Below are 24,124 nucleotides of genomic sequence, written 5' to 3'. Positions count from 1 at the left end.
TTGTATTGAACAATAATAAGCCATTTTTTCTCTGTTATAGAATTGTAAGCTTTTTAATTCAATCCTCAACAAACGGGCAAGATTATTGAACAAGTTTTATGAACTTTAGTGGTAGCATTATTAGTGAAATGCTTTATAACAACTAATTAAGGAGGGATAGAATATGAGAAATAACTTTCAAATCGTTGCGTTGCAAGAGAAGGAGTTTAATAACCTATTTCTAATGAATGAAGAAGTATTAAAAAGTATCGGGGCAGCCAAAATAATAGCAAATAAAAATCCTGGATATCCTTGCAGGATAAGTTTGAAGGATGCAGAGGTAGGAGAAGAGGTAATTTTACTGAATTACCAATATCATAGTATTAATTCGCCTTATAAAGCAAGTGGTCCTATATTTATACGAAAGGGAGCAACTACTGCTAAGCTAGATGTAAATGAAATTCCGCATATGTTACATCATAGGTATCTATCTGTACGCGGCTACAATACTGACTCAATGATTGTAGAAGCAAGGGTTACAGAAGGTGTAAATTTAAGAGAAAATATAGATGAAATTTTTGATAATAAAGAAGTAGAATATATTCACATTCTTAACGCTAAACCAGGATGCTATAACTGCCTTGTTAATAGAGTGTGAAAAAATTAAAAATGCAAACTTCTATTATCCTATAAGGGATACCACCAATCGCTATCAAGCTAATTCAACAAAACCCCCCTAAATTGAAAAAAATACGCTATTCTTTTTGTAGAATCATAGGAAAGGATAGCGTTTTTGTATGCCTATTTCTGTATCTGATGAATTACAACTATTTGCTCAAGAGATTCAAAGTTTTTTATCTCCAAATACCTTACGGGATCTTGCTAGAGATGTTGGTTTCGCAAGAATTGATGCGTTCTTTGAGCTCTGTATGGTTATACAGTGTGGTTTTACTCACTCCGGCTTCTTTCTGTCACACTCTTGAAGTTAATTATATTTTTCTACGTACTAAATAAAAAGATAAGGCCCCCATAATAACAGGTACAACGAAATCAAAGAAATGGGAAAAATTAAAAGGAAAAAGAAAAAGAAATGGTATAAGTGTATAGATAACTGCTTGTCCTATAAATACAGGAATTCCGAATTGAAATTCTCTACATCGTTTGATTTTCCTGTATAACACTTCCCCAATTAGACAAGCTACAAGAGCTGGTATACTACCATAAGTGATGATCGTTTTAATGAATCCTAATACAACGTTCGGGTGAATAAAGCTAGGATGAGAAATATATGAAATCAAGAACCATCCAAAAATAAAAGCAAACAGACTTGCAGCATAACTAATTGCAAATTTTATCAACGTAATCATCCTCACAGTTTTCTAATATTAACTCCATTGTATGACATAACGTCCTATTAACAGTAGTCAATGATGCATATAATTTTCGTTTTTGGGGGTAGGTGCCTTTCTTAGCTTGATAACGATTGGATGAGTCCTCAATAGTCGCAAATATCCATACTTCTATTAACTCGTTAGTTAAAGAAGAATTTCTTCCACAACTCTTAAGTTATTATAAATAGAATAGATTCATTACCGTTTCAGACCTAAGTATTCATTCATAACCTAACAGTAAAAGTGGGATGATTCAAGGTATGGCGTTTAATGATGAATTAATTTGTCAACAGTTTGCAAGAATTATCGGTGGCCAAGAAGGATTCGCCGGTGGGAAATGCGTGGCAACAATAAATCGAGATGAAATACAAGCGACAATCTTAGGAAAACGTTTCAGAGTAACAACTTCCTTCTCATTCGAATCACGAGATAATAAAACTGAACGAGCATTATGTCTAGGCCGGGTAGCGCTATTGCAAAAAGAAGTCAATGGATTTGTTGCTACGATTATTAAACAAGGAATAATCGTTTCGTCTATACACAATGAGTGGTTATGTGATGAACCAAATTTGATTTACGTTAATATTGAAGACGTTGATGATCCACTAAATTTCGCAAGGAAAGTTAGAAGTGCATTATGTAATTAACCGATTTTTTAGTTAAATGAGTGAGTATGTCGGTTAGAATATTTTAGATTGTTGAATGGTTTTATAAAGTGAAAGAAGACGTTCCATATTTGGAATGTCTTTTCTTGATGTTTTTATAATTTGAAAGACGAGGAAACGAACTTGGAGGGAGTATTGGGGCCGTGTTTGAGAAGAGTAAATCAATGAAAAAGGAAATTGTTTTTAAGTTTGGGCTACGGATCTATCCTCCCGTTCTAATTAACTAAAAGAAGAACTTCCCCATACCGATTAGACTACTAATCATTCCTATTCCATTCATGCTGCTTTTTCCTACTGCAAGTAAGTTTCCAAGCATTCCTGGCTGACCGATCCCTCCGTTATTCCCCCATCCCATGGGATTTACCTGTCCTCCCCATCCTTGAGAGTTTCCGAAAGCACCCCAGTTATTGGTACTAAATTTAAAAGCTTTAGCTGGCGGCGATAGTAAAGCGGCAAGATGACCTTGTGCGAACATCCCTGCATGATTGAATGGTTGGGCCCAGGGGAAGGGAGGTTTTTGAAAATGAAAACCTGCATGGCCTGGGAATGGAGTCCAATTAGCAGGCTGTCCTTGTGGTATCATCCCTGCATAATGGATTGGATGACCTGAAGAGAAAGGGAGAGTTTGGGGATTGAAACCCGTATAATTGGCCCGTGAATCCCAACCAACTGGATAGAAGCGCCAACTCCAATTCTCAGAAATATTCAAACCATTCATTCCCTCAGCTTTAGTTATTTGGGGCTGTACATATAATGATGACATTGAAATTTGGTTATTATATTGTTCCCCGTTTCCCTTTGAATTCAAATGCCAATATTGGTACATAAGCTTATTCCCCTCACTTTAAAAATGTAATGTTAGACTTAGCCTATGTAATATTCCTTGTTATGGATGGTTACATAACTAGATTTACAAGCCTGTATTTAAAGGAATGGGTGTGTGGTCTTGTTGATTTATCCCGCTATTTTTTGTGGGCTACCTGTAAAAGCTCCACAGATTAAAATTTCACTTTATTTTAGAAGGGTATGTTCAGTTGCTCCTTTTATTTATTTCAGCCTAATTTAATGTCGATTAACAAACGTGTTTATAAAGGTTTAATCAATAAAAAGATTTTAAAGTGTTATGTTGAGCAAGTAGAATTGCTAAAAAGAGAATATCCATTCGAAGAGTTTGGCAAAATACTGCAAGGATAATGTATTTTTGTGCAAATATGCAAACGATTTAAACGAATCAATGGAATTTATAATGAAGGGGCAAATAAATATATGAATGAAACATTACATAAAAGAAAACCACCATATTTAATGCTTGTAATCCTTTTTATTGGGGCATTTGTTTCATTTCTAAATAACTCCCTTTTAAATGTAGCCTTGCCATCAATAATGAAGGATTTAGACATTAAAGATTATTCAACGATCCAGTGGCTTTCTACAGGGTATATGCTTGTAAGTGGTATATTAATTCCGGCATCAGCATTTTTAATAACCCGTTTCTCCAATAGGAGCTTATTTATTATATCTATGTTGATTTTTATTCTTGGTACGGCCTTAGCGGCTGTAGCACCGAATTTTGGTTTATTACTTACTGGTCGGATGGTTCAAGCAGCAGGTTCTTCAGTCATGGGACCTTTGTTAATGAATATTATGCTAGTAAGCTTTCCAAGAGAAAAAAGGGGAACAGCAATGGGGATTTTTGGTTTAGTTATGATTACAGCTCCAGCAATTGGACCGACACTATCAGGTTATATTGTAGAGTACTATGACTGGCGTTTGCTTTTTGAAATGATTTTACCGCTAGCAATCATTAGCTTACTGTTAGGGATTTGGAAATCGGAGAATGTCATGAGACAAAACAAAAATGCAAAGCTTGATTATCTCTCATTACTATTATCTTCTGTCGGTTTTGGCGGTTTGTTATATGGATTCAGTTCTGCAAGCTCCGATGGTTGGACGAATAAAGTTGTCTTAACAACCTTAATCATAGGCGCTATTTCCCTAATTGCTTTCATTATCCGTCAATTAAAAATGAATGAGCCTTTATTGGATTTACGTGTTTACAAGTACCCAATGTTTGCACTTGCGTCTGTAATTGCAATTGTCAATGCGGTGGCTATGTTTTCGGGGATGATTTTAACACCAGCTTATGTACAAAATGTCCGCGGTATTTCGCCGCTGAGCTCTGGGCTGATGATGCTTCCAGGCGCGGTAATAATGGGGGTTATGTCACCAATTACAGGTAAATTATTTGATAAATATGGCCCTAGAATTCTTGGCATAGTAGGACTTTCCATTACAGCTGTTTCAACTTATATGCTAGCAAACCTGCAACTCGACTCTAGTCACACACATATTATTCTTATTTACACACTGCGGATGTTTGGGATGGCGATGGTGATGATGCCACTTATGACAAATGGCCTTAATCAATTGCCAACTCGTTTAAATCCACACGGTACAGCTGTTAATAATACAGCTCAACAAGTATCCGGTTCAATTGGTACTGCTATTCTTGTTACGATTATGAATACTGTAACAAAAACAAAAGCTGAAAGTCTAATGTCTGAATTAGATCCAACAACCTTCACAGAAGCTACGAAGACAATAGTAACTCAGAAGGCTTTATTATCCGGAATCCAATATTCATTCTATGTAGCGCTTGGGATGAATGTTGTTGCACTACTATTAGTTTTTTTCGTTAAACGTGTAGATACAAGCCCGGAAGCAGTCGAGAGGTTAAATCGGTAGAGCAAAATAAAACTCTAGATGATGATTCCTACAAGTTTTTTGCTGATTAGTTAGACTGTGAAGAAATGTAAATTTCTATTGCTAAGAAGCTGGTATTTAAAACGGCAAAAGAACTGAAAGAAACAGTGAAATAATTATATATAGTAAAAAGGATCTGATATTCATATCAGATCCTTTTTCATTCGTAACACAGTATACTTGCTTATCGTATTTGTTGGCATAGACATTAGAAACTACTGGATTTCCCAATACTACAATCTTTAGCTTTCAATTTCTGATAGACATTATAATAATACGCTTCATTTTAATTTAGTATTTTTTCTACAAGTTATAAATCTAATTACCAACCTTATAAGCAATATCATAATCATGAATAGTTAGGGAAAAGATAAAATAAGGTAATCAATTACATATCTTTATCCCAGGCGATTCATTGCTATCTTCTTTTTATTGAATGGGATATTTTATTTCATGCTTTTTTGAAAGGGTGTTTTTAATGGATAAAAAAGTATCTGCCATTCCTCAACCGAAAACATATGGACCGCTGGGTAATCTCCCATTAATCGATAAAGATAAACCGACCTTATCCTTTATCAAGATAGCGGAAGAGTATGGTCCCATTTTTCGAATTCAAACTTTAAGTGATACCATCATTGTCGTTTCTGGACATGAACTGGTAGCAGAAGTCTGTGATGAAACACGGTTCGATAAAAGTATAGAGGGTGCTTTAGCAAAGGTTCGTGCCTTTGCTGGAGACGGATTATTTACAAGCGAGACTCACGAGCCTAACTGGAAAAAAGCTCATAATATTTTGATGCCTACATTCAGCCAACGGGCAATGAAAGATTACCATGCCATGATGGTCGATATTGCCGTACAACTCGTTCAGAAATGGGCAAGACTGAATCCAAATGAAAACGTGGATGTTCCAGAGGATATGACTCGCCTTACATTAGATACAATTGGTCTATGTGGTTTTAATTACCGATTTAATAGCTTTTATCGTGAGACCTCTCATCCTTTTATCACTAGCATGACCCGTGCTCTAGACGAGGCGATGCACCAATTACAGCGATTGGATATAGAAGACAAACTCATGTGGAGAACGAAACGTCAATTTCAGCATGATATTCAATCCATGTTTTCTTTAGTAGATAATATTATTGCTGAACGTAAAAGTAATGGAAATCAGGAAGAAAATGATTTACTTTCCCGTATGTTAAATGTGCAGGATCCGGAAACTGGTGAAAAATTAGATGATGAAAATATTCGTTTCCAAATTATTACCTTTTTAATAGCTGGACATGAAACAACAAGTGGCTTGTTATCTTTTGCAATCTATTTTTTATTAAAAAATCCGGATAAGTTGAAAAAAGCCTATGAAGAAGTAGATCGGGTATTGACAGATCCTACTCCAACATACCAGCAAGTTATGAAACTTAAGTATATCCGGATGATTTTAAATGAATCGCTACGTCTATGGCCTACTGCTCCAGCATTCAGTCTCTATGCAAAAGAAGATACAGTGATTGGTGGGAAATATCCAATTAAGAAAGGAGAAGATCGCATTTCTGTTCTTATTCCACAGCTACATAGGGATAAAGATGCGTGGGGAGACAATGTGGAAGAATTCCAACCTGAACGATTTGAAGAGCTGGATAAGATCCCACATCATGCTTATAAGCCATTTGGAAATGGTCAGAGAGCATGTATCGGTATGCAGTTTGCACTTCATGAAGCCACACTCGTAATGGGAATGCTGCTTCAACATTTTGAATTCATCGATTATCAAGACTATCAGCTGAACGTAAAACAAACATTAACGCTAAAGCCTGGTGATTTTAAAATTAGGATTCTACCCCGAAATCAAACTATTAGCCATACTACTGTTCTTGCACCTATAGAGGAGAAACTGAAAAACCATGAAATTAAGCAGCAAGTTCAGAAGACTCCTTCTATTATTGGAGCCGATAATCTTTCGCTGCTTGTTCTGTATGGTTCGGATACAGGGGTAGCAGAAGGTATTGCAAGAGAACTAGCAGATACAGCTAGTTTAGAAGGTGTTCAAACGGAAGTGGCAGCTCTTAACGATCGAATTGGAAGTCTGCCAAAAGAAGGAGCGGTTCTTATTGTAACTTCTTCTTATAATGGAAAGCCGCCAAGTAATGCAGGACAGTTTGTGCAATGGTTGGAGGAATTAAAACCGGACGAGCTAAAAGGTGTTCAATACGCAGTTTTTGGTTGTGGAGATCATAATTGGGCTAGTACTTATCAGAGAATTCCAAGATACATTGATGAGCAAATGGCGCAAAAAGGAGCAACAAGATTTTCTACACGTGGAGAAGCGGATGCAAGTGGTGATTTCGAGGAACAACTCGAGCAATGGAAACAAAGCATGTGGTCTGATGCGATGAAGGCATTTGGATTGGAACTTAACAAAAACATGGAGAAAGAACGCAGTACATTAAGTTTACAATTTGTCAGTCGTCTTGGAGGATCTCCTCTTGCGCGAACATATGAAGCAGTTTATGCGTCTGTATTAGAAAATCGTGAACTCCAATCATCCAGCAGTGATAGAAGCACTCGACATATCGAGATATCCTTGCCAGAAGGCGCTACGTATCAAGAAGGAGACCACCTTGGGGTGCTGCCAATTAATAGTCAGAAAAATGTCAACCGAGTTTTAAAACGCTTTGGATTAAACGGGAAGGATCAAGTCATACTGAGCGCAAGTGGGCGCAGTGTAAATCACATACCTTTAGACAGTCCTGTTAGTTTATTTGACCTTCTTAGTTATAGTGTCGAAGTTCAAGAAGCAGCTACTCGAGCACAAATACGAGAAATGGTGACATTCACAGCATGCCCTCCTCATAAAAAGGAATTGGAATCATTATTGGAAGACGGAGTTTATCATGAACAAATATTAAAGAAACGTATTTCAATGTTGGATCTTCTTGAAAAGTATGAGGCTTGTGAAATCCGATTTGAACGTTTTTTAGAACTTCTTCCTGCGCTCAAACCGCGTTACTATTCTATTTCAAGTTCTCCACTCGTTGCACAGGATCGTCTGAGCATTACGGTTGGTGTTGTTAATGCGCCTGCATGGAGTGGAGAAGGGACATATGAAGGAGTCGCTTCTAATTATTTAGCTCAGCGTCATAATAAAGATGAGATTATCTGTTTCATTCGAACGCCACAATCAAACTTTCAATTACCTGAAAATCCAGAAACACCAATTATCATGGTTGGACCAGGTACTGGAATTGCACCATTCCGTGGATTCTTGCAAGCGCGTCGTGTTCAAAAGCAAAAAGGTATTAACTTAGGACAAGCACATCTATACTTTGGTTGTCGTCATCCTGAAAAGGATTATCTCTATCGTACAGAACTAGAAAATGATGAAAGAGATGGATTAATCTCTTTACACACAGCTTTTTCTCGCCTAGAAGGATATCCAAAAACATATGTACAGCATTTAATAAAACAAGATAGAATCAATTTAATTTCATTATTAGATAATGGAGCTCACCTTTATATATGTGGGGATGGAAGTAAAATGGCTCCTGATGTAGAAGATACCCTGTGTCAAGCATATCAAGAAATTCATGAAGTCAGTGAACAAGAAGCAAGGAATTGGTTGGATCGTGTGCAAGATGAAGGGCGATATGGAAAAGATGTTTGGGCTGGTATATGAATTTTTCTTAATTAGATATGTAATATGTAACGAATGAATTGCTTTCGAGTAAGTGTTAATTTAAAAAATAAACTTATTGATAAAAATCCCGTATTTTTATTGAATACGGGATTTTCTTATTTTTAAATAAGCTGGACTGATACTGTAGAAAAATAATAGGTAATTCATTTGACAATTAAAATGACCTAATTTAATATATATGTCATAGCATATAATTAGTGAAACAAATATATTCACTGTGAATAATTGACTGGTATGCTATATCCTTTTATATCCTAATTTATAGAGGTGATACATGAACTTACATGATTTAATAGGCTATCTTGTTCATCGTACTGATGTGAAAATGACTAATTATTTTACTAAGAAATTAAAGCCTTATGGAGTTACGCCAGAGCAGTGGGGGATTATTAGTGTTCTTTGTAGCCACAGGGCTACTACTCAAAAAGAGTTAGCAGAAGCTATTGATAAAGATCAAACTACTGTCGTAAGAATGATACAGTCGATGGAGAGAAAAGGGATTGTAAAGAAGGCTTTGAATGACCAAGATAGACGTTCACACAACCTTTTTTTAACTGAAAAAGGTGACGAATTAAAGAAAACAATCTTGCCTGTAGTGACAGACGCTCACCATTTCGTTACGAGTAATTTGAGCGAAGAAGAGATTAAAGTATTACAATCATTATTAAACAAATTGTATGATACACGCTATTAATACTTGTTCCTTATTGATTCTATTCATAAGGAACAAACTTTATTTTATGTATTATATATGCTATAGCATATAGTTTTATTTCGAGGAATGATGGAGATAGCTTTATTTTGGATGATATCTGATTCAAGGTCACTTTTTTGCCTAGTACCAGTCAAATTTTTTGTATTATATATGCTATGGCATGTAATTTTAATCCCTTTCATATGGAAAAGGGTAATGTAAAGTGAAGCAACTTCTATAAGGGCAATATCAGGAAATAGGGTAAAGGTAGTGACTATTACCTGAACAATACTGAGTTTTATCAAATAATAAGAAAGGTGTGATGACTATTTTAATTTTCATCAATATTGTAAAAGTAGTGTTGTTTCTGTTCTTTTTAATGACAGGAACGAAAATTATATCTGGGAAAATGGCAGATGAGTTTAAGCGATTTGGTTTACCTTCGTTTTTTAATTTCTTAACTGGAGCTTTTGAGATTGTAGGAGCAATTGGAATGTTAATAGGAATTTGGGTTCCAATGGCAGCTTTATTGGCAGGATTGTTGTTAGGCGGTACGATGCTTGCAGCTGCATTAACTCTTATTGTATTAGCGAGAGATCCCTTTAAGAAAGCAATACCTGCGCTTGTTTTGTTTGTCCTTAGTTTTGGGATAAGTTTGTATCACATTTTTTAAACATAATTTAAAACTGTTTGCGTTCAAATTGCTACCGTTTTATGAGTATTTTACAAATAGTAGGATTTTTAAATTAGTGGTGGAATAATAGCAATACGAATGTAAACAGTATCATCATTAGAATCAAAAAAATTATAATTAGTAAAAGAATGGCAAGAATTTTATATTAAAAATAGGAGTGAGTGAAGATGGCATATTTATTACAAGTTGATTTTCCGTTTGAAGGTCCTTTTGGTGAAGAAATGGAAAAAGGATTTTGGGATTTAGCAAACAGTATTAACGAAGAAGAAGGATTCCATTGGAAAATATGGACTGAGAATCAAGAAACAAAAGAAGCTGGAGGCATCTATGTATTTGAAGAAAAACAAGATGCTGAAAAATACGCTGAAATGCACAAGAACAGACTGGAAGCAGCTGGTGTTAAAGATATTAGAGTAAGAATTTTTAATATCAATGAAAAGTTAACGGAACTGAATCGTGGGTACATTAAATAATTTCGACAGTCGGAGCAAGCGTAAAAGGAGGGGATATTCCCCTTCTTTTTTAATTCTTAAATTGATGGTGAGGGGACTCGTACAAAAAAATCCCTATATAAATAGGGATTTGTGTATCGGTATATTGTTCATTGGAAAAGGTTGTATGAAGTCTAATATATGAGAATTTTTACATTTGTGAAAATGATGTGGGGAAAATTGTATTGAAATAATATTTATAAAAGGGCACGCTCCTTACTGGGAGGTAAGGGGCACAGGAAATGCAAATTTATTTGTAATTTGCTAAGTTGATTATAACATATATACCTGTCTATACATATTGCGAAATTGTGAACATAACTAATATTTAGTAACTAAGAATAGCGAATTTTGTTTGAGTTATGATTTTTTAAAGGAGTTTAACAAAAAAAAGAATTGATAACAAGTCCATTTTTGTTATTGTTTTGGAGAATAATAATTAATGTTGTTTCTCGCGCATCGATATGGGATGAATAGAGGAATATTTGCTATGATTCTACAGAAAGAATAGCTTATTGTATTATTTCTGAATATTACCTTTATATTGATTGTTCTAAAAATAGTTGACGTTTTAGGATTACACTTGTAATATTGAGTTGTAGATTACAAGTGTAATATAAAAGGTGGGATTTTAAATAATGAAAGAATTACCTAAAATATCGGAAGCTGAGTTAGAAGTTATGAAAGTTCTTTGGTCAAGATCTCCTCAAACAGCAAATGAAGTGATTGAAGCGCTAGAAGTAACGATGGACTGGAGGCCGAAAACGATTCGAACGCTTATTAATCGATTAGTCCAAAAAGAAGCTGTTTCTTACCATCAGGATAAAGGGCGTATGTATGCTTATTATCCTTTAGTGTCGCAAGATAGTTATCTACATGTAGAAACAAAATCGCTTCTCAAACGTTTCTATGGTGCAGCATTTAAACCTTTACTTGTGAATTTCTTAAAAGAAGAAAAGCTGTCCTCAGAGGATATTAACGAACTCAAACGTATTTTAGATGAGAAGAATGAGGAAAATCAAAGGAAGGATAAATCATAATGATAGATATGTTTGTAAACGTCTATCTACCTGGCTTTTTTGATTGGGTGGTAGAAACCTCCATTATGGCAAGTATATTAGTTGGTCTAATCTTATGTATCAAAATCTTTCTTAGAGATAAGTTACCCCCACGATGGCAGTATCTATTATGGATAATATTAATTGTAAGACTTTTATTACCATGGTCACCAGATAGTTCCTACAGTATCTATTCTATTCTTTCGTACAGTAATGGAATTCCAGTTACTTCTCACCAAGACTTCGCAGATCGTCGTATACAAGAATCGACAGCTATAGGTGGTACAAAGACCTATACATATGGTTCTACACAAACAGCTAAAAAAGATAAGAAACAAACGCATAATAATGAAAAGCAAAATGACAAATCGGTTTCATTTTATACAATCGTTTTATATATTTGGCTTGCTGGGGTTATCATTCTATGTTTTGCCACCATCATTATGAATAAGCGTTTACTTTTCTATATAAAAAAGCAACCCGTTATTACAGATGAAAAGATTAGTGAAATCTTTGAGAGCTGTAAGGAATCTATGTCCGTTAAGCGAGATATCCCACTTCTCTCAGCTGGGAAAATTGCGAGTCCAACTGTTTTCGGATTCCTTAGACCAAGGTTGTTATTGTCAAGTGCACATATGAAAGTATTAGATGAGCAACAGTTACGATATATCTTTCATCATGAACTAGCTCATATTAAACGAAGAGATGTTGGTGTAAATTGGCTTATGCATATGTTACTAATTCTAAATTGGTTTAATCCAATTCTTTGGTATGCCTACTCATGCATGCGTGAAGATCAGGAACTGGCGTGTGATGCATTAGCTCTTACATATATAGATTCAGAGGAAAAACTTGCATATGGTCATACTATTATTACCCTTTTAGAACACTACTCAAGTTATTATCAAGTACCAAGCTTAGCGAACTTAAGTAGAAATAAAAGAACATTAAAAAGGAGAATTCTTATGATTAAAAAATTTAAAAAGAACTCGTATCGTTGGTCTGCATTTGGAGTTGTTGCTATTCTTGCTGTATCATCTGTATCTTTATTAAATGCACATGCTGATATACCAACTAACCAGCAGAAAGAAACAACAGAAGTGAAAAATAATTTTAAAACAGCAAAAGCACAAACTGAAGTTCCTATTCAGCAAATTGTAGAGAAGATGATTGGTACAAAAGAACAAGCATTTGCAGAATTTCATGTTTCAGAAGGGCGATATGAATATTTACTTGAAGAAATGGAAGTGGCACAGAGTCTGTTAACAAAAGAAGAATTTGATAAATTCATCAAATTGCAAACAGAGGGATATATTATAGACAAGAAGATAAGGTCAGTAGGGAAACCTGAATATTTAGAACGAGACGATCAAAAAAAAATAGAGGAGAATAGTAAAGCTATTGAACCATTATGGGGGAAAATTTATTCGCATTTCACATCTCGTCCATTTGATTTTCCAATTAAGAAACCTAATTATGTAGCAAAAGGTTATGAACTGAAGAGGGAAAAAGTTGAACCAGTCGTTACAACAAAAAAGCTGGATCCTATCATGAGCTCAGAATATAGAGCTGGGGAGTTTGGTTATACAATTTATCAATCTTCCATTTTAGAAAGAGTAAGAGATCCATTTTATCAATGGATTAATGACAATGACAAGATAGAAAATTATGAACTGGAAGGAGCACAATTCACCTTTGGTAAAATGACTGGAAGTAATATAAAGGGCATGAAAATGATTGTTCCTGCAAAAGGAAAGGACAGTTCTTATCAAGTTGTAATTATTGATGATGTGTTAAATAAGGCTGAACTAGAGAAAATTATGATTTCTTTTTTGAAATAAAAACAAAGCCTCAAGAAAAGAAATAGGGAAACATCCCACTTCTTTTTATTTATATAATTAAATGTAGTTAGTAAGTCAAAAATGACGATCATACTAAAAAGTAATACTTCTATAAGCGCATCAGTTTTCTCATGTTGCAAAGACTTTATAAAGAAATCCCATTTTGTTTCATAGGGAAGGTTCTACCTAACACCATTCCATTTATAAAATAGACAATACTTAATAGAATTCTTCCAACAAATAAGGCAGCTGTTTTTATATTCCAATCCTTTATCTTGATTACATAAAGGATTGGAAATAGTATAGGTATCCCAAAAACAATAATAAAGACTGTATTTACCATTCTCTCCTCCTAACAAAATGATTATGTTTTTAACCTTGGTGAATTCTCAGGTTGGAGGTATGTTTCATTGTTACTGGTTAAAAACAAGGGCCGGAATTCCGGCTCCTTTTCTATCCCGCAACATAAAGGTTTACTTTATCTCTTGGTTTCAAAAAACTCAATCCATTCCCCATCAGGACCCGCGAAGAATATGTAACGTGTTCCATCCGGTAATGTTTCGATTTCTTCTCCTAGTAAAAAGGTTACTCCATGTTTCTTGAGTCTTTCAATTTCTTCTTTTAATGAATCCACTTTAAAGCAAATGTGATGTACTTTTCCTTCTGCCGGAAGAGAGGAGTTGTAACCTTCAATGAGTTCCAGTATCGTTTCCTTCGATTCTTCCACACCTAAAAAAGCGAGTTTTAAGTCTGGGTTTGGATGTCCCATTCGCTTAATAAGCTGTAAGCCAACTACTTTTTCATAAAAAGTTATAGATGTTTCTAATTTAGCAACCATAAGTCCAACGTGTTCTATTCTTCTAATTGGCATGTAGATTCCTTCTTTCTGAAAATTTTATATGTAAAATAATATTGAAAATTAAGAAAATAAGCAAGATAAAAACCTTACAAATTTTAGCGTGTTATATGGTATAGTGAGAAAGTATGTTTGGGGAGAAGGAAGGAGATTATACGATGAATACACCTACTCAAACTCCTTCATTATCGGAAACGATGAAAGAGTGGCATTATGCATTAGCGTATGAAATTAAACATTGGAAAACGATAGGTGGTAGTAAAATTTCTATCATGAACGGTCGTTTTTTATATACAGATTATGAAAGTACAGTATATGTATTTCAGCTTATTTCGGAAGTAAGCTTACCTGAAGGTTCACCTATTCGAATTGAGTTCGATGGTGAGGAAGCGACAGGAGAAGTATTATCTGTACATGGATTAGAAATAGAACTGAAGTTAAATGATTATATACAAGGCGAAATAAGAGAGGCTGTTTTATATAGTGAACCGTGGCAGCTTTTAGAGCAACTGCAAGAGCGATTGAAAGAGGCGCATAAAGATAAGCTAAAACGTAATCGTATAAAGCGTCTTGTTGATGGGACGAGCAGTCCGAAACATATTGAGAAGATGAAAAATCCGAAAAATGAATTGGCGTATCGTTCGTTTTACAATCCGACAACGTACGTGTGGGGACCGCCTGGAACAGGGAAGTCTTACAATTTATCACGTATTATTTCGGCTCATTATCAAAAAGGAAAATCGGTACTTGTGTTAGCTCATAGTAACGCAGCAGTGGACGTATTAATGAGTGAAGTAACGAAGCAAATTGAAAAGAAAAAGAAATGGACGCCTGGCGAAATTGTTCGTTACGGTTATAGTCAACATGAACATATAAGAAATCATGAAACGCTACTTGCGTCGAAGTTAGTTGAAACGACGAACGGATCTTGGGGAGAAGAAAGACTCTATTTAGAAGAGACACGACAAGATCTTCGTGAAAAGATTTTATCGTATAAAGCAACATCTGCTGATAAGAAGCGTATACAAGAGATTGAAAGTGATCTTCGAAAGCAAAAAGCGAAAATTAAAGAAGTAGAAAAAGAATACATTGAAAATGCGAAAGTAATCGGCGCAACTTTATCGAAATGTGCCATTGATTCACTTATTTACGAGCGTACATTTGATTTAGTTGTTGTAGATGAAGTGAGTATGGCATATGTTCCGCAAATTGCATTAGCTGCTTCACTTGGAAAACGTATCGTCGTTTGTGGAGACTTTTTACAGTTACCTCCAATTGCGATGGCAAACCATGAACTCGTTCGCAAATGGCTCGGCGAAGATATGTTTTACCATGCTGGGATTGTTGAGTCTGTTAATAAATCAGAAGCACATCCAAACCTGTTTATGTTGCAGGAACAAAGACGTATGCATGCGGATATATCTAAGTTTACAAACTCATTTATTTATAAAAATAGAGTATACGATCATCCGTCAGTTTCAGAACGTAAAGAACTTGCGAAACTACAACCGTTCGCAAATGAAGCGAGTATTTTATTTGATACGAGCTTAATGGGAGCTTTTTCGTTAAAGGATGCTGCTTCAGGATCGCGTTTTAATATTATGTCTGGTTTAGTAGCGATGCAAATGATGTTAATCGGACTGTTAGATGGTGTGCAATCGATCGGTGTTGTGACACCTTACAGGGCACAATCCCGCTTTTTATCAACGTGTATTAGAGAAATGTTACAGAGAACGAAATATCAACACATACCTGTTTTAGCAGCGACAGTTCATAAGTTTCAAGGTTCTGAAAGAGATATGATGATTTTTGATACGGTTGATAGTTATCCGCAAGAACGCCCTGGCGTGTTATTCTTTGACCATAAAAACCATCGTCTCGTCAATGTAGCAGTGACAAGAGCGAGAGGGAAGTTCATTCAATTATCGGATTGCCATTATATGCGTAAAAATCTTTCAAGAAAACAAGCGTTATCACAATTAACAGCTCATATAGAACGTCATGGAGATGTGTATGATCGTACGACATCAAGGCAATTGTGGGAACGAAAAATATCGAAACGATTACGCTGGTTTATGGAAATGAATCTTGAGGAAACGAAAGGGCTATTAAAAGATATTTTAGCTGCAAAACGAAAAATCATTATTTCACTTCCAAGTACAAAACAAGTAGATAAACGAGTATGGCAAGCGTTAATGCGTACAAATGCGCAAATAACAGTGTATAGTGATGGACCAGTTCCACTGAAAAATGTAAAGTTACAAAGGCAAAATAAAGCCTTCCCATTTATCGTAATCGATGATGAAATCTTTTGGGCAGGGGCACCGCTTACATCTCAAATGATGTTTGAAGGTAGTATAGAATTTCCGTACGTATGTGCAAGACTGCAAGCACCTGAGGCAATTGGTGTATTAAAAGGATTTTTAGATATTCGGTAAATTCGGATAGGAATTCCTTGACTTTTATTTGAAATGAACTTAGAATGAATGTAATTTAATATAATTTTATGAAAATTCTTATCACGAGAGGTGGAGGGACTGGCCCTACGATACCTCGGCAGCGGATTCTTTATGAATACTGTGCCAATTCCAGCAAGGTAACTTGAAAGATAAGAAAGAAGCTCATTTTGACTGTATATACAGAAGCCTCTTTCTATCTTTTAGAAAGAGGCTTTTTTACGTGAAAATAAAAGGGGGAAGACAAATGGGAGCGACTGGAGTAACGTCACAAAGAAAAACAATTGAAGAGAGTATCGAAAGAAATAAGGAAAAGTACATAGAAACAAGTCATGATATTCATGCGAATCCGGAGATTGGTAACCAAGAATTTTACGCATCTAGAACGTTAAGTTTATTGCTAGGTAGTGCAGGATTCCAGTTGCAGCACAATATAGCTGGACATGAAACAGGTTTTATCGCACGAAAAAGTTCAGGGAAACAAGGACCAGTTATCGCATTTTTAGCTGAGTATGATGCTTTACCAGGACTTGGCCATGCGTGTGGTCACAATTTAATCGGCACAATTAGTGTTGCAGCAGCAATTGCATTATCAGAAACGCTTGAAGAAATAGGCGGAGAGGTTGTCGTTTTCGGAACACCGGCAGAAGAAGGTGGGCCAAACGGTAGCGCAAAATCGAGTTATGTAAAGGCAGGTTTATTTAAAGATATTGATGCGGCGCTTATGATTCATCCGAGCGGAAAAACAGCAACAACGAGTCCTTCACTAGCAGTTGATCCACTTGATTTTCATTTTTACGGAAAAACAGCTCATGCTGCAGCTTCACCTGAAGAAGGGATTAACGCATTAGATGCGGTTATTCAGCTGTATAACAGTATTAATGCACTTCGTCAACAACTTCCGTCAGATGTGAAGATTCATGGCGTTATTACAGAAGGAGGAAAAGCACCTAACATTATTCCTGACTACGCCGCAGCAAGGTTCTTCATTCGTGCAGCAACGCGAAAAAGATGTGCGGAAGTAACAGAGAAAGTGAAAAACATCGCACAAGGGGCAGCGCTAGCAACAGGTACGAAAGTAAAAATCCATCAATTCCAAAATGAGATCGATGAATTACTCGTAACAAAAACATATAACGACATCGTAGCGGAAGAACTAGAATTACTAGGTGAAGAAGTAAATCGTAAAGAAAGACTTGGCATTGGTTCAACCGACGCAGGAAACGTAAGCCAAGTCGTACCGACCATTCACCCGTACATTAAAATCGGCCCAGATGACTTAATTGCACATACGAATGAATTTAGAGAAGCAGCACGCTCAGAATTAGGAGATAAAGCATTAATTACATCCGCAAAAGCATTAGCAAATACAGCGTATCGATTAATTACGGAAGAAGGGCTGTTAGAGAGGGTGAAGGAGGAGTTTAGAGAGGCGCAGAGGAATCAGGGATAAGGGGATTAAGGTGCTCTTTTCGAAGCACAATCTAATTAATAAGTAGAGATATAAAAAAGAACATTGAAATATCAATGTTCTTTTTTGTTTACTAATCATTGGTTTTGTTGGTTTTTCTCATAAAGGAAAAACTTTTACTGTTAGCGGGGGATAATACGTATCCCTTTATCAGAACGACAATTTTTCCTCAAATTCACTCTTTAATACAATTAAAGGAGATGATAAGCCAAATTGCATTAAAGAGTCTAAAAATGTAGCGAGAGAATCCATCGAATCGCTCATGACCTTCATCATATAATTAAACTCTCCGCTAATTCGATATAAATCTGTTACTTCAGGAGCGGCATTACAATATTGGATAAAATCAGAGCATTGGCTCGTTTTAAACATGATGAATGCTTGAATGTTCTTATTAATTTTGGAAGGCTCAAATTTCGTTCGGTAAGCCGCTATAACTCCTTGATCTTCAAGTTTATTAATACGCTCTTTTACAGCAGGCTGCGTCATGGATATAATTCGTCCTATTTCTGAAACGGAAATTCTCGCATTTTCATACAACAAGTTCATTATTTTATGATCAATTTCATCCAGTTTTACAGCGTTTTGCATTGTGTAGCCTCCTTATTTTGTTTTCTAAAGTAAATCATGAATTATAACTATAATATCATAAGCTAACGAATTGAATTACCTATAAATATATATTTAAAATTATTGGTGTTTACATGAAAATATAAGTATAGGTTTTTATCAAACGGAAATTTAGGAAGGATGGAAGAAATGAAGAATCTTGATGGGAAAATCGCGTTAGTAACAGGGGCAAGTCGCGGTATTGGTCGTGCGATTGCGATGAGATTGGCAAACGACGGTGCATTAGTAGCGATTCACTACGGCCGAAATAAAATAGCTGCAGATGCAACAATTAGTGAGATTGAATCGAATGGAGGAAAGGCATTCTTAATTGAAGCAGATCTCAATTCAATGGATGGTGTCAAAAAGATAGTAGAACAATTGAAGAATGAATTACAAATAAGAGTTGGTACATCAGAGATTGATATTTTAGTAAACAATGCAGGGATAGGTACACAAGGAACGATTGAAGATACGACAGAAGAAGTTTTTGATGAAATTATGGCAGTAAATATGAAGGCACCGTTCTTTTTAATTCAGCAAACATTACCATTACTACGAGCAGAAGGGCGAATTATCAACATTTCATCAGCTGAAGTACGACTTGGTTTTACAGGCTCAATTGCATATGGTTTAAGTAAAGGTGCACTAAATACGATGACACTGCCTCTTGCTAAACATCTCGGAGAAAGAGGTATAACAGTGAATACAATCATGCCTGGATACACGAAGACAGATATGAATGCGAAATTGCTAGATGATCCGGAAATACGAAATTTTGCTACGAATTCATCTGTGTTCGGACGAATAGGGCAAGTTGAAGAGATTGCAGATGTAGTAGCATTCCTTGCTTCTTCTGATAGTCGCTGGGTAACAGGGCAAATTTTAGATGTTTCTGGTGGGTTTTGTTTATAGGGGCACTACTCCATACCCATCAAGCTAATCAAGTAAATTACTAGATATGAAACGATCCTTGTTTCATATCTGGTAATTTATAGAAAGGTATGCATGATAAAGAAGTCTATTAAAACGTGATTTTTTCGCTAGACAACTTGAATCAGGGGGCATTTCTTTTTCTTAAGTTGATGGGCATGTATGGTGACCCCTATTAGACGATAGTGAATTAACAATTTCGGGGTTCAGTTCAACTTTATTCAAAATAAGATTTTTTTGCAGTAAAATCAATGTTAGTGGAACTTTTTTAATCAAACTTTTTTAAAAATTAACATAAATACTTGCAATATTTAAATTAGTACTATATAGTTCTAGTTATGACAAAGGTAAAATTAATGAATCAAAAACGTGTGATTGAAGTAGCTGCAACATTATTTTTAGAAAAAGGGTTTGCTTATACAAGTATGGATGAATTAGTACGTGTAAGCAAAGTTTCAAAGTCTAATGTGTATTATCACTTTTCTAATAAGGAAGTATTATTAGAAGGGGTCGTTGATTATTGGATTGAAATGTATCAATCTGCAATTGATGACGTACTTTCTCAGAACCAATTTTTAGTTGAAGATCGTATCCAACTGTTTTTAAAGCAATTATCACAAGGAGTTCAGTCGAGAGAGTATAAGGGGAGCTGTCCATTTATCACTCTTTATATTCAAAGTCCTAAACAGGCCACGCAAATAAAAGAAAAAATAGGTCTTTTTTTTACAGGATTACAAGAGAAAGTTTCTCTATTACTTAAACAAGGGGTAGAGAATGGAGAATTCAGAAATACGATTAATATTGATGAGGTTGCATCACTTTTTATTACAAATCTTGAAGGAGCGTTATTTATTTCAGAAACATTGAAGGATGCAACTGTAATCACGAAAACAGCAGATCATTTTTTAAAATTGCTTCGATAAAAGAAGCTTTTTTTTTACATCAAATTAGTACTGATTAGTACTACAAAGGGGATTTTATATGAGAACAGTATTTTTAACTGGTGGAACAGGCTTTATTGGAAAACAATTAGTGAAAGAATTAGCCAAAGAGGATGTTAAAATTCTTCTTTTAGTAAGGTCGAAAAGTAAAGCAATACGCATTTTTCAAGAAAGAGGCATCTTAAAAAAGGCATTTATGCACTTTATTGAAGGTGATTTGACGAAAATAGATTTAGGTCTAAGTGCTGAAGATAAGGAGAGGGTATTGAAAGCGGATGTGATTATTCACGCAGGAGGCCCCATGGATATTCAAGCGACAAGTAAAGAGGCAGCTTCCGTATTTTTAAATGGCGCCAAACATATTAGTGAATTAGCTAAAAGTATTCATCAATTGAAGGGCTTGCAACAATTTATTCATGTTGTAGGTTATATGAGTCCCTTTAATGATAAAAATAGTAAGATTGCAATTGATGTGTTTAAAGAAGGAAACAATTATTTGAAAATAAAAAACCCATATGAGAGAACAAAATTTTTAGCAGATCTTTATATCCGTCACCAGGCATCAGCAGTAGGTTATCCGCTTTCTGTAATTAATCCGCCAACTGTAGTCGGTAGTAGTAAAACAGGGAGTACAGAGCAGATAGCAGGATTAGGTTTGCTTGTTATGAGTATGCGAAGAGGGCTCATGCCAGTGATTCCTGGAGGTAAGGGATATAGGTTACCTCTTATTTCAAACGATGAGCTTGCGAAGTTTATTGTGCAGGTTTTCAAATTGGAGCAACCGACTATTCAAACATATACACTTGTTGAAGACAAACCGCACGATCAGAACATTGCTGAATTATTAAGTATTATGTCGGAAAGTATGAATTTGAGGGCACCAAAAATCTCTGTTCCAATGCCACTTATGAAAGCAATTATGAATAGTGGAGTAAGTAAAATAACAAAAATTCCTTCTGATGGACTGAATTTTATTACAAAACGAAAATTTTCAAATGTTTCAGCGAAAAAAATTATGGGAGGAGATTGGTTTAAGAAGACGAGTGTAATGAAATTTTCCCCTGCCGTAGTAGCTGATTTGGATTATCGAATGATGTATCAAAATGGCCAGCATAATCATTTATTTAAACGAACATTATGCGATAACAATACCCTTTACCAATTACAAGGAGAGGGTAAAACGTTTATTTTATTACATGGTTTATTGAGTGATGGAGAGGATTTATTTCCTTTAGCACAAGAGCTTCATGAAAAAACTGGTCAACCTGTATGGATTTTGGATCTTCCAGGTTTGGGACGTTCTCCTTTTAAACAAGAGAAAAATCTTCTAGATATCTATTTGAATGTAGTGAAAAAGTTATTGGAGAAAGCTACTAATGGTGCACATCTAATTGGCCATTCATTTGGTGCGTTTATTCTTCTGGAAGCATTAGTAAAAGAGTACATAGATAAGAAGTATTCAATCACTTTACTTCAGCCACCTGTTGCTAAAAAAAATGCTAAATCGCTAAATGTTCCTCAATTTATGAACAAATGGACATTAAAATTAGCAACTACTAATTTGATAGGGCGTTATTTATTAAGTAATGGTTTGTTTGAAAGTATGGAGAGCATCCCTGAACATTATATTGAAAAAATAAGTACCAGTTTTACTTCTCCTAGAATTTTAAATACTACGGTTCAGCTTAACAGTTTACTACTGAAAAACGATCAAGGTGATTTCAATGAAGTAACAAAGTATAATCTTCACATTATTTGGGGGGATTATGACAGAGCCTATTCTGCTCCATCGCATCTTGGTAAGGTTGATTTTGTTCCATATGGCCATCATTTTCCTCTTAGCCATCCGAGTGAAACGGCAACATTAGTAATAAAAAATAATAATACTAGCATATGAGAGTGTGGGATAAATAAAAAGTGCGTAGTAAGATCGTTGTGTCTTTGAAATAAAATCGTACTATTTTTTGCCCCACCCCATCACCATCAAGTTAAAATTTTATAATGCTCCAAAACGAAAAATTTGAGTCTTTTATAGCAATGAAGTTCATTTTATCGTTTTGGGGCAACCTGATTTGGTGGTACGCCTTATAGATATTTTTACGTTTTTAATTTTTGTATTGACCTTAAAGTTACTTTAAGGTTTATCCTAAAGACAATTACATAAAAAAGTTTTTTTATGTCTATATATAATTAATCATAAGGTGAGGAAAGTCATATGGGTATATACAATAGGAAAAATTTAGCTTTAGTTTTAGCATTATTTAATGTATTTATCGTATTTTTAGGAATTGGTCTTGTAGTTCCTGTAATGCCATCTTATATGAGGGCATTACATTTAGGCACTGACACTATGGGATATTTAATTGCTATGTTTGCATTTTTTCAACTATTAACATCTCCTATTGCCGGAATATGGGTAGATATATTTGGTCGAAAAAAAATGATCATAGCAGGGTTAATTCTATTTTCCTTTTCTGAATTTTTATTTGGAGTTGGAAATCAAATATGGGTATTATTTCTTTCTAGAGCACTAGGAGGTGTTAGTGCTGCATGTATGATGCCGGCAGTCACTGCTTTTATAGCTGATACAACATCATTAGAAAACAGAGCAAAAGCATTAGGGTATTTATCAGCAGCTATTAGTACAGGATTCATTATTGGACCTGGTATTGGTGGCTTTATATCTGATTTTGGCATACGTGCACCGTTCTTTTTTGCAGCAGTAATTTCTGGTATCGCTGCGTGTTTTTCAGTATTCATTTTGAAAGAACCTGTATCTAAAGAACAACGAATTAAAATGCAAGATAACAAAATACAAGTTAGTTTTTTAAAAGAAATTAAACAATCTTTTCACCCTTTATATTTTATCCCATTATTACTTGTTTTTGTTTTAGGATGTGGTTTATCAGCTTATGAACATATGTTTAGCTTTGTTGTTGATAAAAAGTTTGGTTTTACACCTAAAGATATATCAATAATTATTTCAGTAAGCGCCATATTAGGAGTAATAGCACAAATCATGTTCTTTGAAAAATTAGTAAAAAAATTTGGTGAAAAAGGAATCATTAAATATAGCTTATTTATAGCCGCTATAATTATAGTTGTATCTACATTTGTCGGTAATTATTGGATGGTCGCGATTTTAACGTTTATCATCTTTTTGGCATTTGATTTACTTCGACCAGCAATTACAACATTACTTTCTAAAATAGCTGGAGAAAATCAAGGATTTATCGGAGGGATGAATTCTACTTATACAAGTCTCGGGAATATAATAGGGCCAGCAACGGGAGGCATTTTACTTAATGTAAATGTTAATCTACCATATATCTTTGCAGGATTAATTCTTACTATTGGATTTGGCATAACTGTATACTGGTCCAAATATATAACAAAAAACAACAGAAATACATTTCCAATGCAATCCTAATTTTATTGACAGGTTTCTATTTAAACCCAAACCAGAAAGCTTACGTTTTTGTTTAATAAATCCCTTAAGTTGATGGGCATGGGGTACCGCCACACATCCATCAACTTAAGGTATATTTTTATACAAAATGCGGTCTTTCCATATAGTTTTTTATT

The 24,124-nt window shown here is 35.0% G+C and carries 20 protein-coding genes and 1 riboswitch; of the genes, 15 read left to right on the top strand and 5 right to left on the bottom strand.

Annotated elements, in window-relative coordinates; all coding sequences use genetic code 11:
* Positions 1-163 precede the first annotated feature (163 nt).
* Positions 164-637, top strand: coding sequence for a DUF1203 domain-containing protein (locus tag V7S50_RS16900; protein WP_242254353.1), 474 nt, complete (start codon positions 164-166; stop codon positions 635-637).
* Positions 638-968: 331 nt separating this feature from the next.
* Here the strand turns inward: V7S50_RS16900 and V7S50_RS16890 are convergent, their stop codons facing one another.
* On the bottom strand, positions 969-1,346 hold the full coding sequence (locus V7S50_RS16890; protein ID WP_063222280.1) for a hypothetical protein: 378 nt from the start codon (positions 1,344-1,346) through the stop codon (positions 969-971).
* 284 nt (positions 1,347-1,630) lie between these two features.
* On the opposite strand from V7S50_RS16890, the gene V7S50_RS16885 reads away from it, so the two are divergent.
* A complete protein-coding gene (locus tag V7S50_RS16885) occupies positions 1,631-2,017 on the top strand; it encodes a DUF1259 domain-containing protein (protein WP_242254351.1) in 387 nt (128 codons plus the stop codon).
* Between the two features lie 241 nt (positions 2,018-2,258).
* Here the strand turns inward: V7S50_RS16885 and V7S50_RS16880 are convergent, their stop codons facing one another.
* Positions 2,259-2,861 carry a hypothetical protein gene (locus V7S50_RS16880; RefSeq protein WP_242254349.1) on the bottom strand — a complete coding sequence of 201 codons (603 nt, stop codon included), beginning with the start codon at positions 2,859-2,861 and terminating at the stop codon, positions 2,259-2,261.
* 440 nt (positions 2,862-3,301) lie between these two features.
* Here V7S50_RS16880 and V7S50_RS16875 point away from each other — a divergent pair, with 440 nt between their 5' ends.
* The 7 genes from V7S50_RS16875 (at position 3,302) to V7S50_RS16845 (ending at position 13,273) form a co-directional block, all read left to right on the top strand.
* Positions 3,302-4,780: a DHA2 family efflux MFS transporter permease subunit gene (locus V7S50_RS16875; RefSeq protein ID WP_242254347.1), complete on the top strand. Its 1,479-nt coding sequence runs from the start codon at positions 3,302-3,304 to the stop codon at positions 4,778-4,780.
* A 496-nt stretch (positions 4,781-5,276) separates the two neighbouring features.
* Positions 5,277-8,474, top strand: coding sequence for a bifunctional P-450/NADPH--P450 reductase (cypD, locus tag V7S50_RS16870; protein ID WP_242254344.1), 3,198 nt, complete (start codon positions 5,277-5,279; stop codon positions 8,472-8,474).
* A gap of 295 nt (positions 8,475-8,769) precedes the next feature.
* A complete protein-coding gene (locus V7S50_RS16865) occupies positions 8,770-9,189 on the top strand; it encodes a MarR family winged helix-turn-helix transcriptional regulator (RefSeq protein WP_242254342.1) in 420 nt (139 codons plus the stop codon).
* 322 nt (positions 9,190-9,511) lie between these two features.
* Positions 9,512-9,862 (top strand): DoxX family protein, encoded by a 351-nt coding sequence (locus V7S50_RS16860; protein WP_071757969.1) that lies wholly within the window; start codon positions 9,512-9,514, stop codon positions 9,860-9,862.
* 188 nt (positions 9,863-10,050) lie between these two features.
* Positions 10,051-10,356: a monooxygenase gene (locus V7S50_RS16855; RefSeq protein WP_000323771.1), complete on the top strand. Its 306-nt coding sequence runs from the start codon at positions 10,051-10,053 to the stop codon at positions 10,354-10,356.
* Positions 10,357-11,009: 653 nt separating this feature from the next.
* Complete coding sequence (locus tag V7S50_RS16850; protein ID WP_375296232.1) at positions 11,010-11,414, top strand: BlaI/MecI/CopY family transcriptional regulator; 405 nt, start codon at positions 11,010-11,012, stop codon at positions 11,412-11,414.
* The gene (locus V7S50_RS16845) at positions 11,414-13,273 is read left to right on the top strand and encodes a M56 family metallopeptidase (RefSeq protein WP_242254338.1); all 1,860 of its coding nucleotides are present in this window, start codon (positions 11,414-11,416) and stop codon (positions 13,271-13,273) included. Before V7S50_RS16850 ends, V7S50_RS16845 begins: the two co-directional genes overlap by 1 nt.
* 145 nt (positions 13,274-13,418) lie before the next feature.
* Here the strand turns inward: V7S50_RS16845 and V7S50_RS16840 are convergent, their stop codons facing one another.
* Positions 13,419-13,616, bottom strand: a complete 198-nt coding sequence (locus V7S50_RS16840) for a hypothetical protein (RefSeq protein ID WP_242254336.1) — start codon at positions 13,614-13,616, stop codon at positions 13,419-13,421.
* Between the two features lie 135 nt (positions 13,617-13,751).
* Positions 13,752-14,144, bottom strand: coding sequence for a VOC family protein (locus tag V7S50_RS16835; RefSeq protein WP_242254334.1), 393 nt, complete (start codon positions 14,142-14,144; stop codon positions 13,752-13,754).
* 113 nt (positions 14,145-14,257) lie between these two features.
* Between V7S50_RS16835 and V7S50_RS16830 the strand changes: the two genes are divergently transcribed.
* Positions 14,258-16,567, top strand: coding sequence for an AAA domain-containing protein (locus V7S50_RS16830; RefSeq protein ID WP_242254326.1), 2,310 nt, complete (start codon positions 14,258-14,260; stop codon positions 16,565-16,567).
* Between the two features lie 75 nt (positions 16,568-16,642).
* A riboswitch (SAM riboswitch) is annotated at positions 16,643-16,744 on the top strand.
* 88 nt (positions 16,745-16,832) lie between these two features.
* A complete protein-coding gene (locus V7S50_RS16825; RefSeq protein WP_242254325.1) occupies positions 16,833-18,038 on the top strand; it encodes a M20 family metallopeptidase in 1,206 nt (401 codons plus the stop codon).
* 168 nt (positions 18,039-18,206) lie between these two features.
* Here the strand turns inward: V7S50_RS16825 and V7S50_RS16820 are convergent, their stop codons facing one another.
* Complete coding sequence (locus V7S50_RS16820) at positions 18,207-18,647, bottom strand: Lrp/AsnC family transcriptional regulator (RefSeq protein ID WP_001178571.1); 441 nt, start codon at positions 18,645-18,647, stop codon at positions 18,207-18,209.
* A gap of 168 nt (positions 18,648-18,815) precedes the next feature.
* Here V7S50_RS16820 and V7S50_RS16815 point away from each other — a divergent pair, with 168 nt between their 5' ends.
* The 4 genes from V7S50_RS16815 (at position 18,816) to V7S50_RS16800 (ending at position 23,969) form a co-directional block, all read left to right on the top strand.
* Positions 18,816-19,580, top strand: coding sequence for an SDR family oxidoreductase (locus tag V7S50_RS16815; RefSeq protein ID WP_242254324.1), 765 nt, complete (start codon positions 18,816-18,818; stop codon positions 19,578-19,580).
* 374 nt (positions 19,581-19,954) lie between these two features.
* Positions 19,955-20,521, top strand: coding sequence for a TetR/AcrR family transcriptional regulator (locus V7S50_RS16810; protein ID WP_213744444.1), 567 nt, complete (start codon positions 19,955-19,957; stop codon positions 20,519-20,521).
* 58 nt (positions 20,522-20,579) lie between these two features.
* Positions 20,580-22,436, top strand: a complete 1,857-nt coding sequence (locus V7S50_RS16805) for an alpha/beta fold hydrolase (RefSeq protein WP_242254323.1) — start codon at positions 20,580-20,582, stop codon at positions 22,434-22,436.
* A gap of 318 nt (positions 22,437-22,754) precedes the next feature.
* Positions 22,755-23,969 carry an MFS transporter gene (locus V7S50_RS16800; protein WP_242254320.1) on the top strand — a complete coding sequence of 405 codons (1,215 nt, stop codon included), beginning with the start codon at positions 22,755-22,757 and terminating at the stop codon, positions 23,967-23,969.
* Positions 23,970-24,124 lie beyond the last annotated feature (155 nt).

Origin of the sequence: Bacillus sp. CCNWLW194, from assembly GCF_037120585.1 — a bacterium.
GTDB lineage: Bacteria > Bacillota > Bacilli > Bacillales > Bacillaceae_G > Bacillus_A > Bacillus_A basilensis.
Note: the sequence above shows the minus strand (reverse complement) of the source record. Positions and strands in the feature narration are given on the sequence as shown.

Coding starts and splice junctions, on each gene's coding strand:
- V7S50_RS16900 (WP_242254353.1), top strand. CDS start 164: ATGAGAAATAACTTTCAAATCGTTGCGTTGCAAGAGAAGGAGTTTAAT.
- V7S50_RS16890 (WP_063222280.1), bottom strand. CDS start 1,346: ATGATTACGTTGATAAAATTTGCAATTAGTTATGCTGCAAGTCTGTTT.
- V7S50_RS16885 (WP_242254351.1), top strand. CDS start 1,631: ATGGCGTTTAATGATGAATTAATTTGTCAACAGTTTGCAAGAATTATC.
- V7S50_RS16880 (WP_242254349.1), bottom strand. CDS start 2,861: ATGTACCAATATTGGCATTTGAATTCAAAGGGAAACGGGGAACAATAT.
- V7S50_RS16875 (WP_242254347.1), top strand. CDS start 3,302: ATGAATGAAACATTACATAAAAGAAAACCACCATATTTAATGCTTGTA.
- cypD (WP_242254344.1), top strand. CDS start 5,277: ATGGATAAAAAAGTATCTGCCATTCCTCAACCGAAAACATATGGACCG.
- V7S50_RS16865 (WP_242254342.1), top strand. CDS start 8,770: ATGAACTTACATGATTTAATAGGCTATCTTGTTCATCGTACTGATGTG.
- V7S50_RS16860 (WP_071757969.1), top strand. CDS start 9,512: ATGACTATTTTAATTTTCATCAATATTGTAAAAGTAGTGTTGTTTCTG.
- V7S50_RS16855 (WP_000323771.1), top strand. CDS start 10,051: ATGGCATATTTATTACAAGTTGATTTTCCGTTTGAAGGTCCTTTTGGT.
- V7S50_RS16845 (WP_242254338.1), top strand. CDS start 11,414: ATGATAGATATGTTTGTAAACGTCTATCTACCTGGCTTTTTTGATTGG.
- V7S50_RS16840 (WP_242254336.1), bottom strand. CDS start 13,616: ATGGTAAATACAGTCTTTATTATTGTTTTTGGGATACCTATACTATTT.
- V7S50_RS16835 (WP_242254334.1), bottom strand. CDS start 14,144: ATGCCAATTAGAAGAATAGAACACGTTGGACTTATGGTTGCTAAATTA.
- V7S50_RS16830 (WP_242254326.1), top strand. CDS start 14,258: ATGTTTGGGGAGAAGGAAGGAGATTATACGATGAATACACCTACTCAA.
- V7S50_RS16825 (WP_242254325.1), top strand. CDS start 16,833: ATGGGAGCGACTGGAGTAACGTCACAAAGAAAAACAATTGAAGAGAGT.
- V7S50_RS16820 (WP_001178571.1), bottom strand. CDS start 18,647: ATGCAAAACGCTGTAAAACTGGATGAAATTGATCATAAAATAATGAAC.
- V7S50_RS16815 (WP_242254324.1), top strand. CDS start 18,816: ATGAAGAATCTTGATGGGAAAATCGCGTTAGTAACAGGGGCAAGTCGC.
- V7S50_RS16810 (WP_213744444.1), top strand. CDS start 19,955: ATGAATCAAAAACGTGTGATTGAAGTAGCTGCAACATTATTTTTAGAA.
- V7S50_RS16805 (WP_242254323.1), top strand. CDS start 20,580: ATGAGAACAGTATTTTTAACTGGTGGAACAGGCTTTATTGGAAAACAA.
- V7S50_RS16800 (WP_242254320.1), top strand. CDS start 22,755: ATGGGTATATACAATAGGAAAAATTTAGCTTTAGTTTTAGCATTATTT.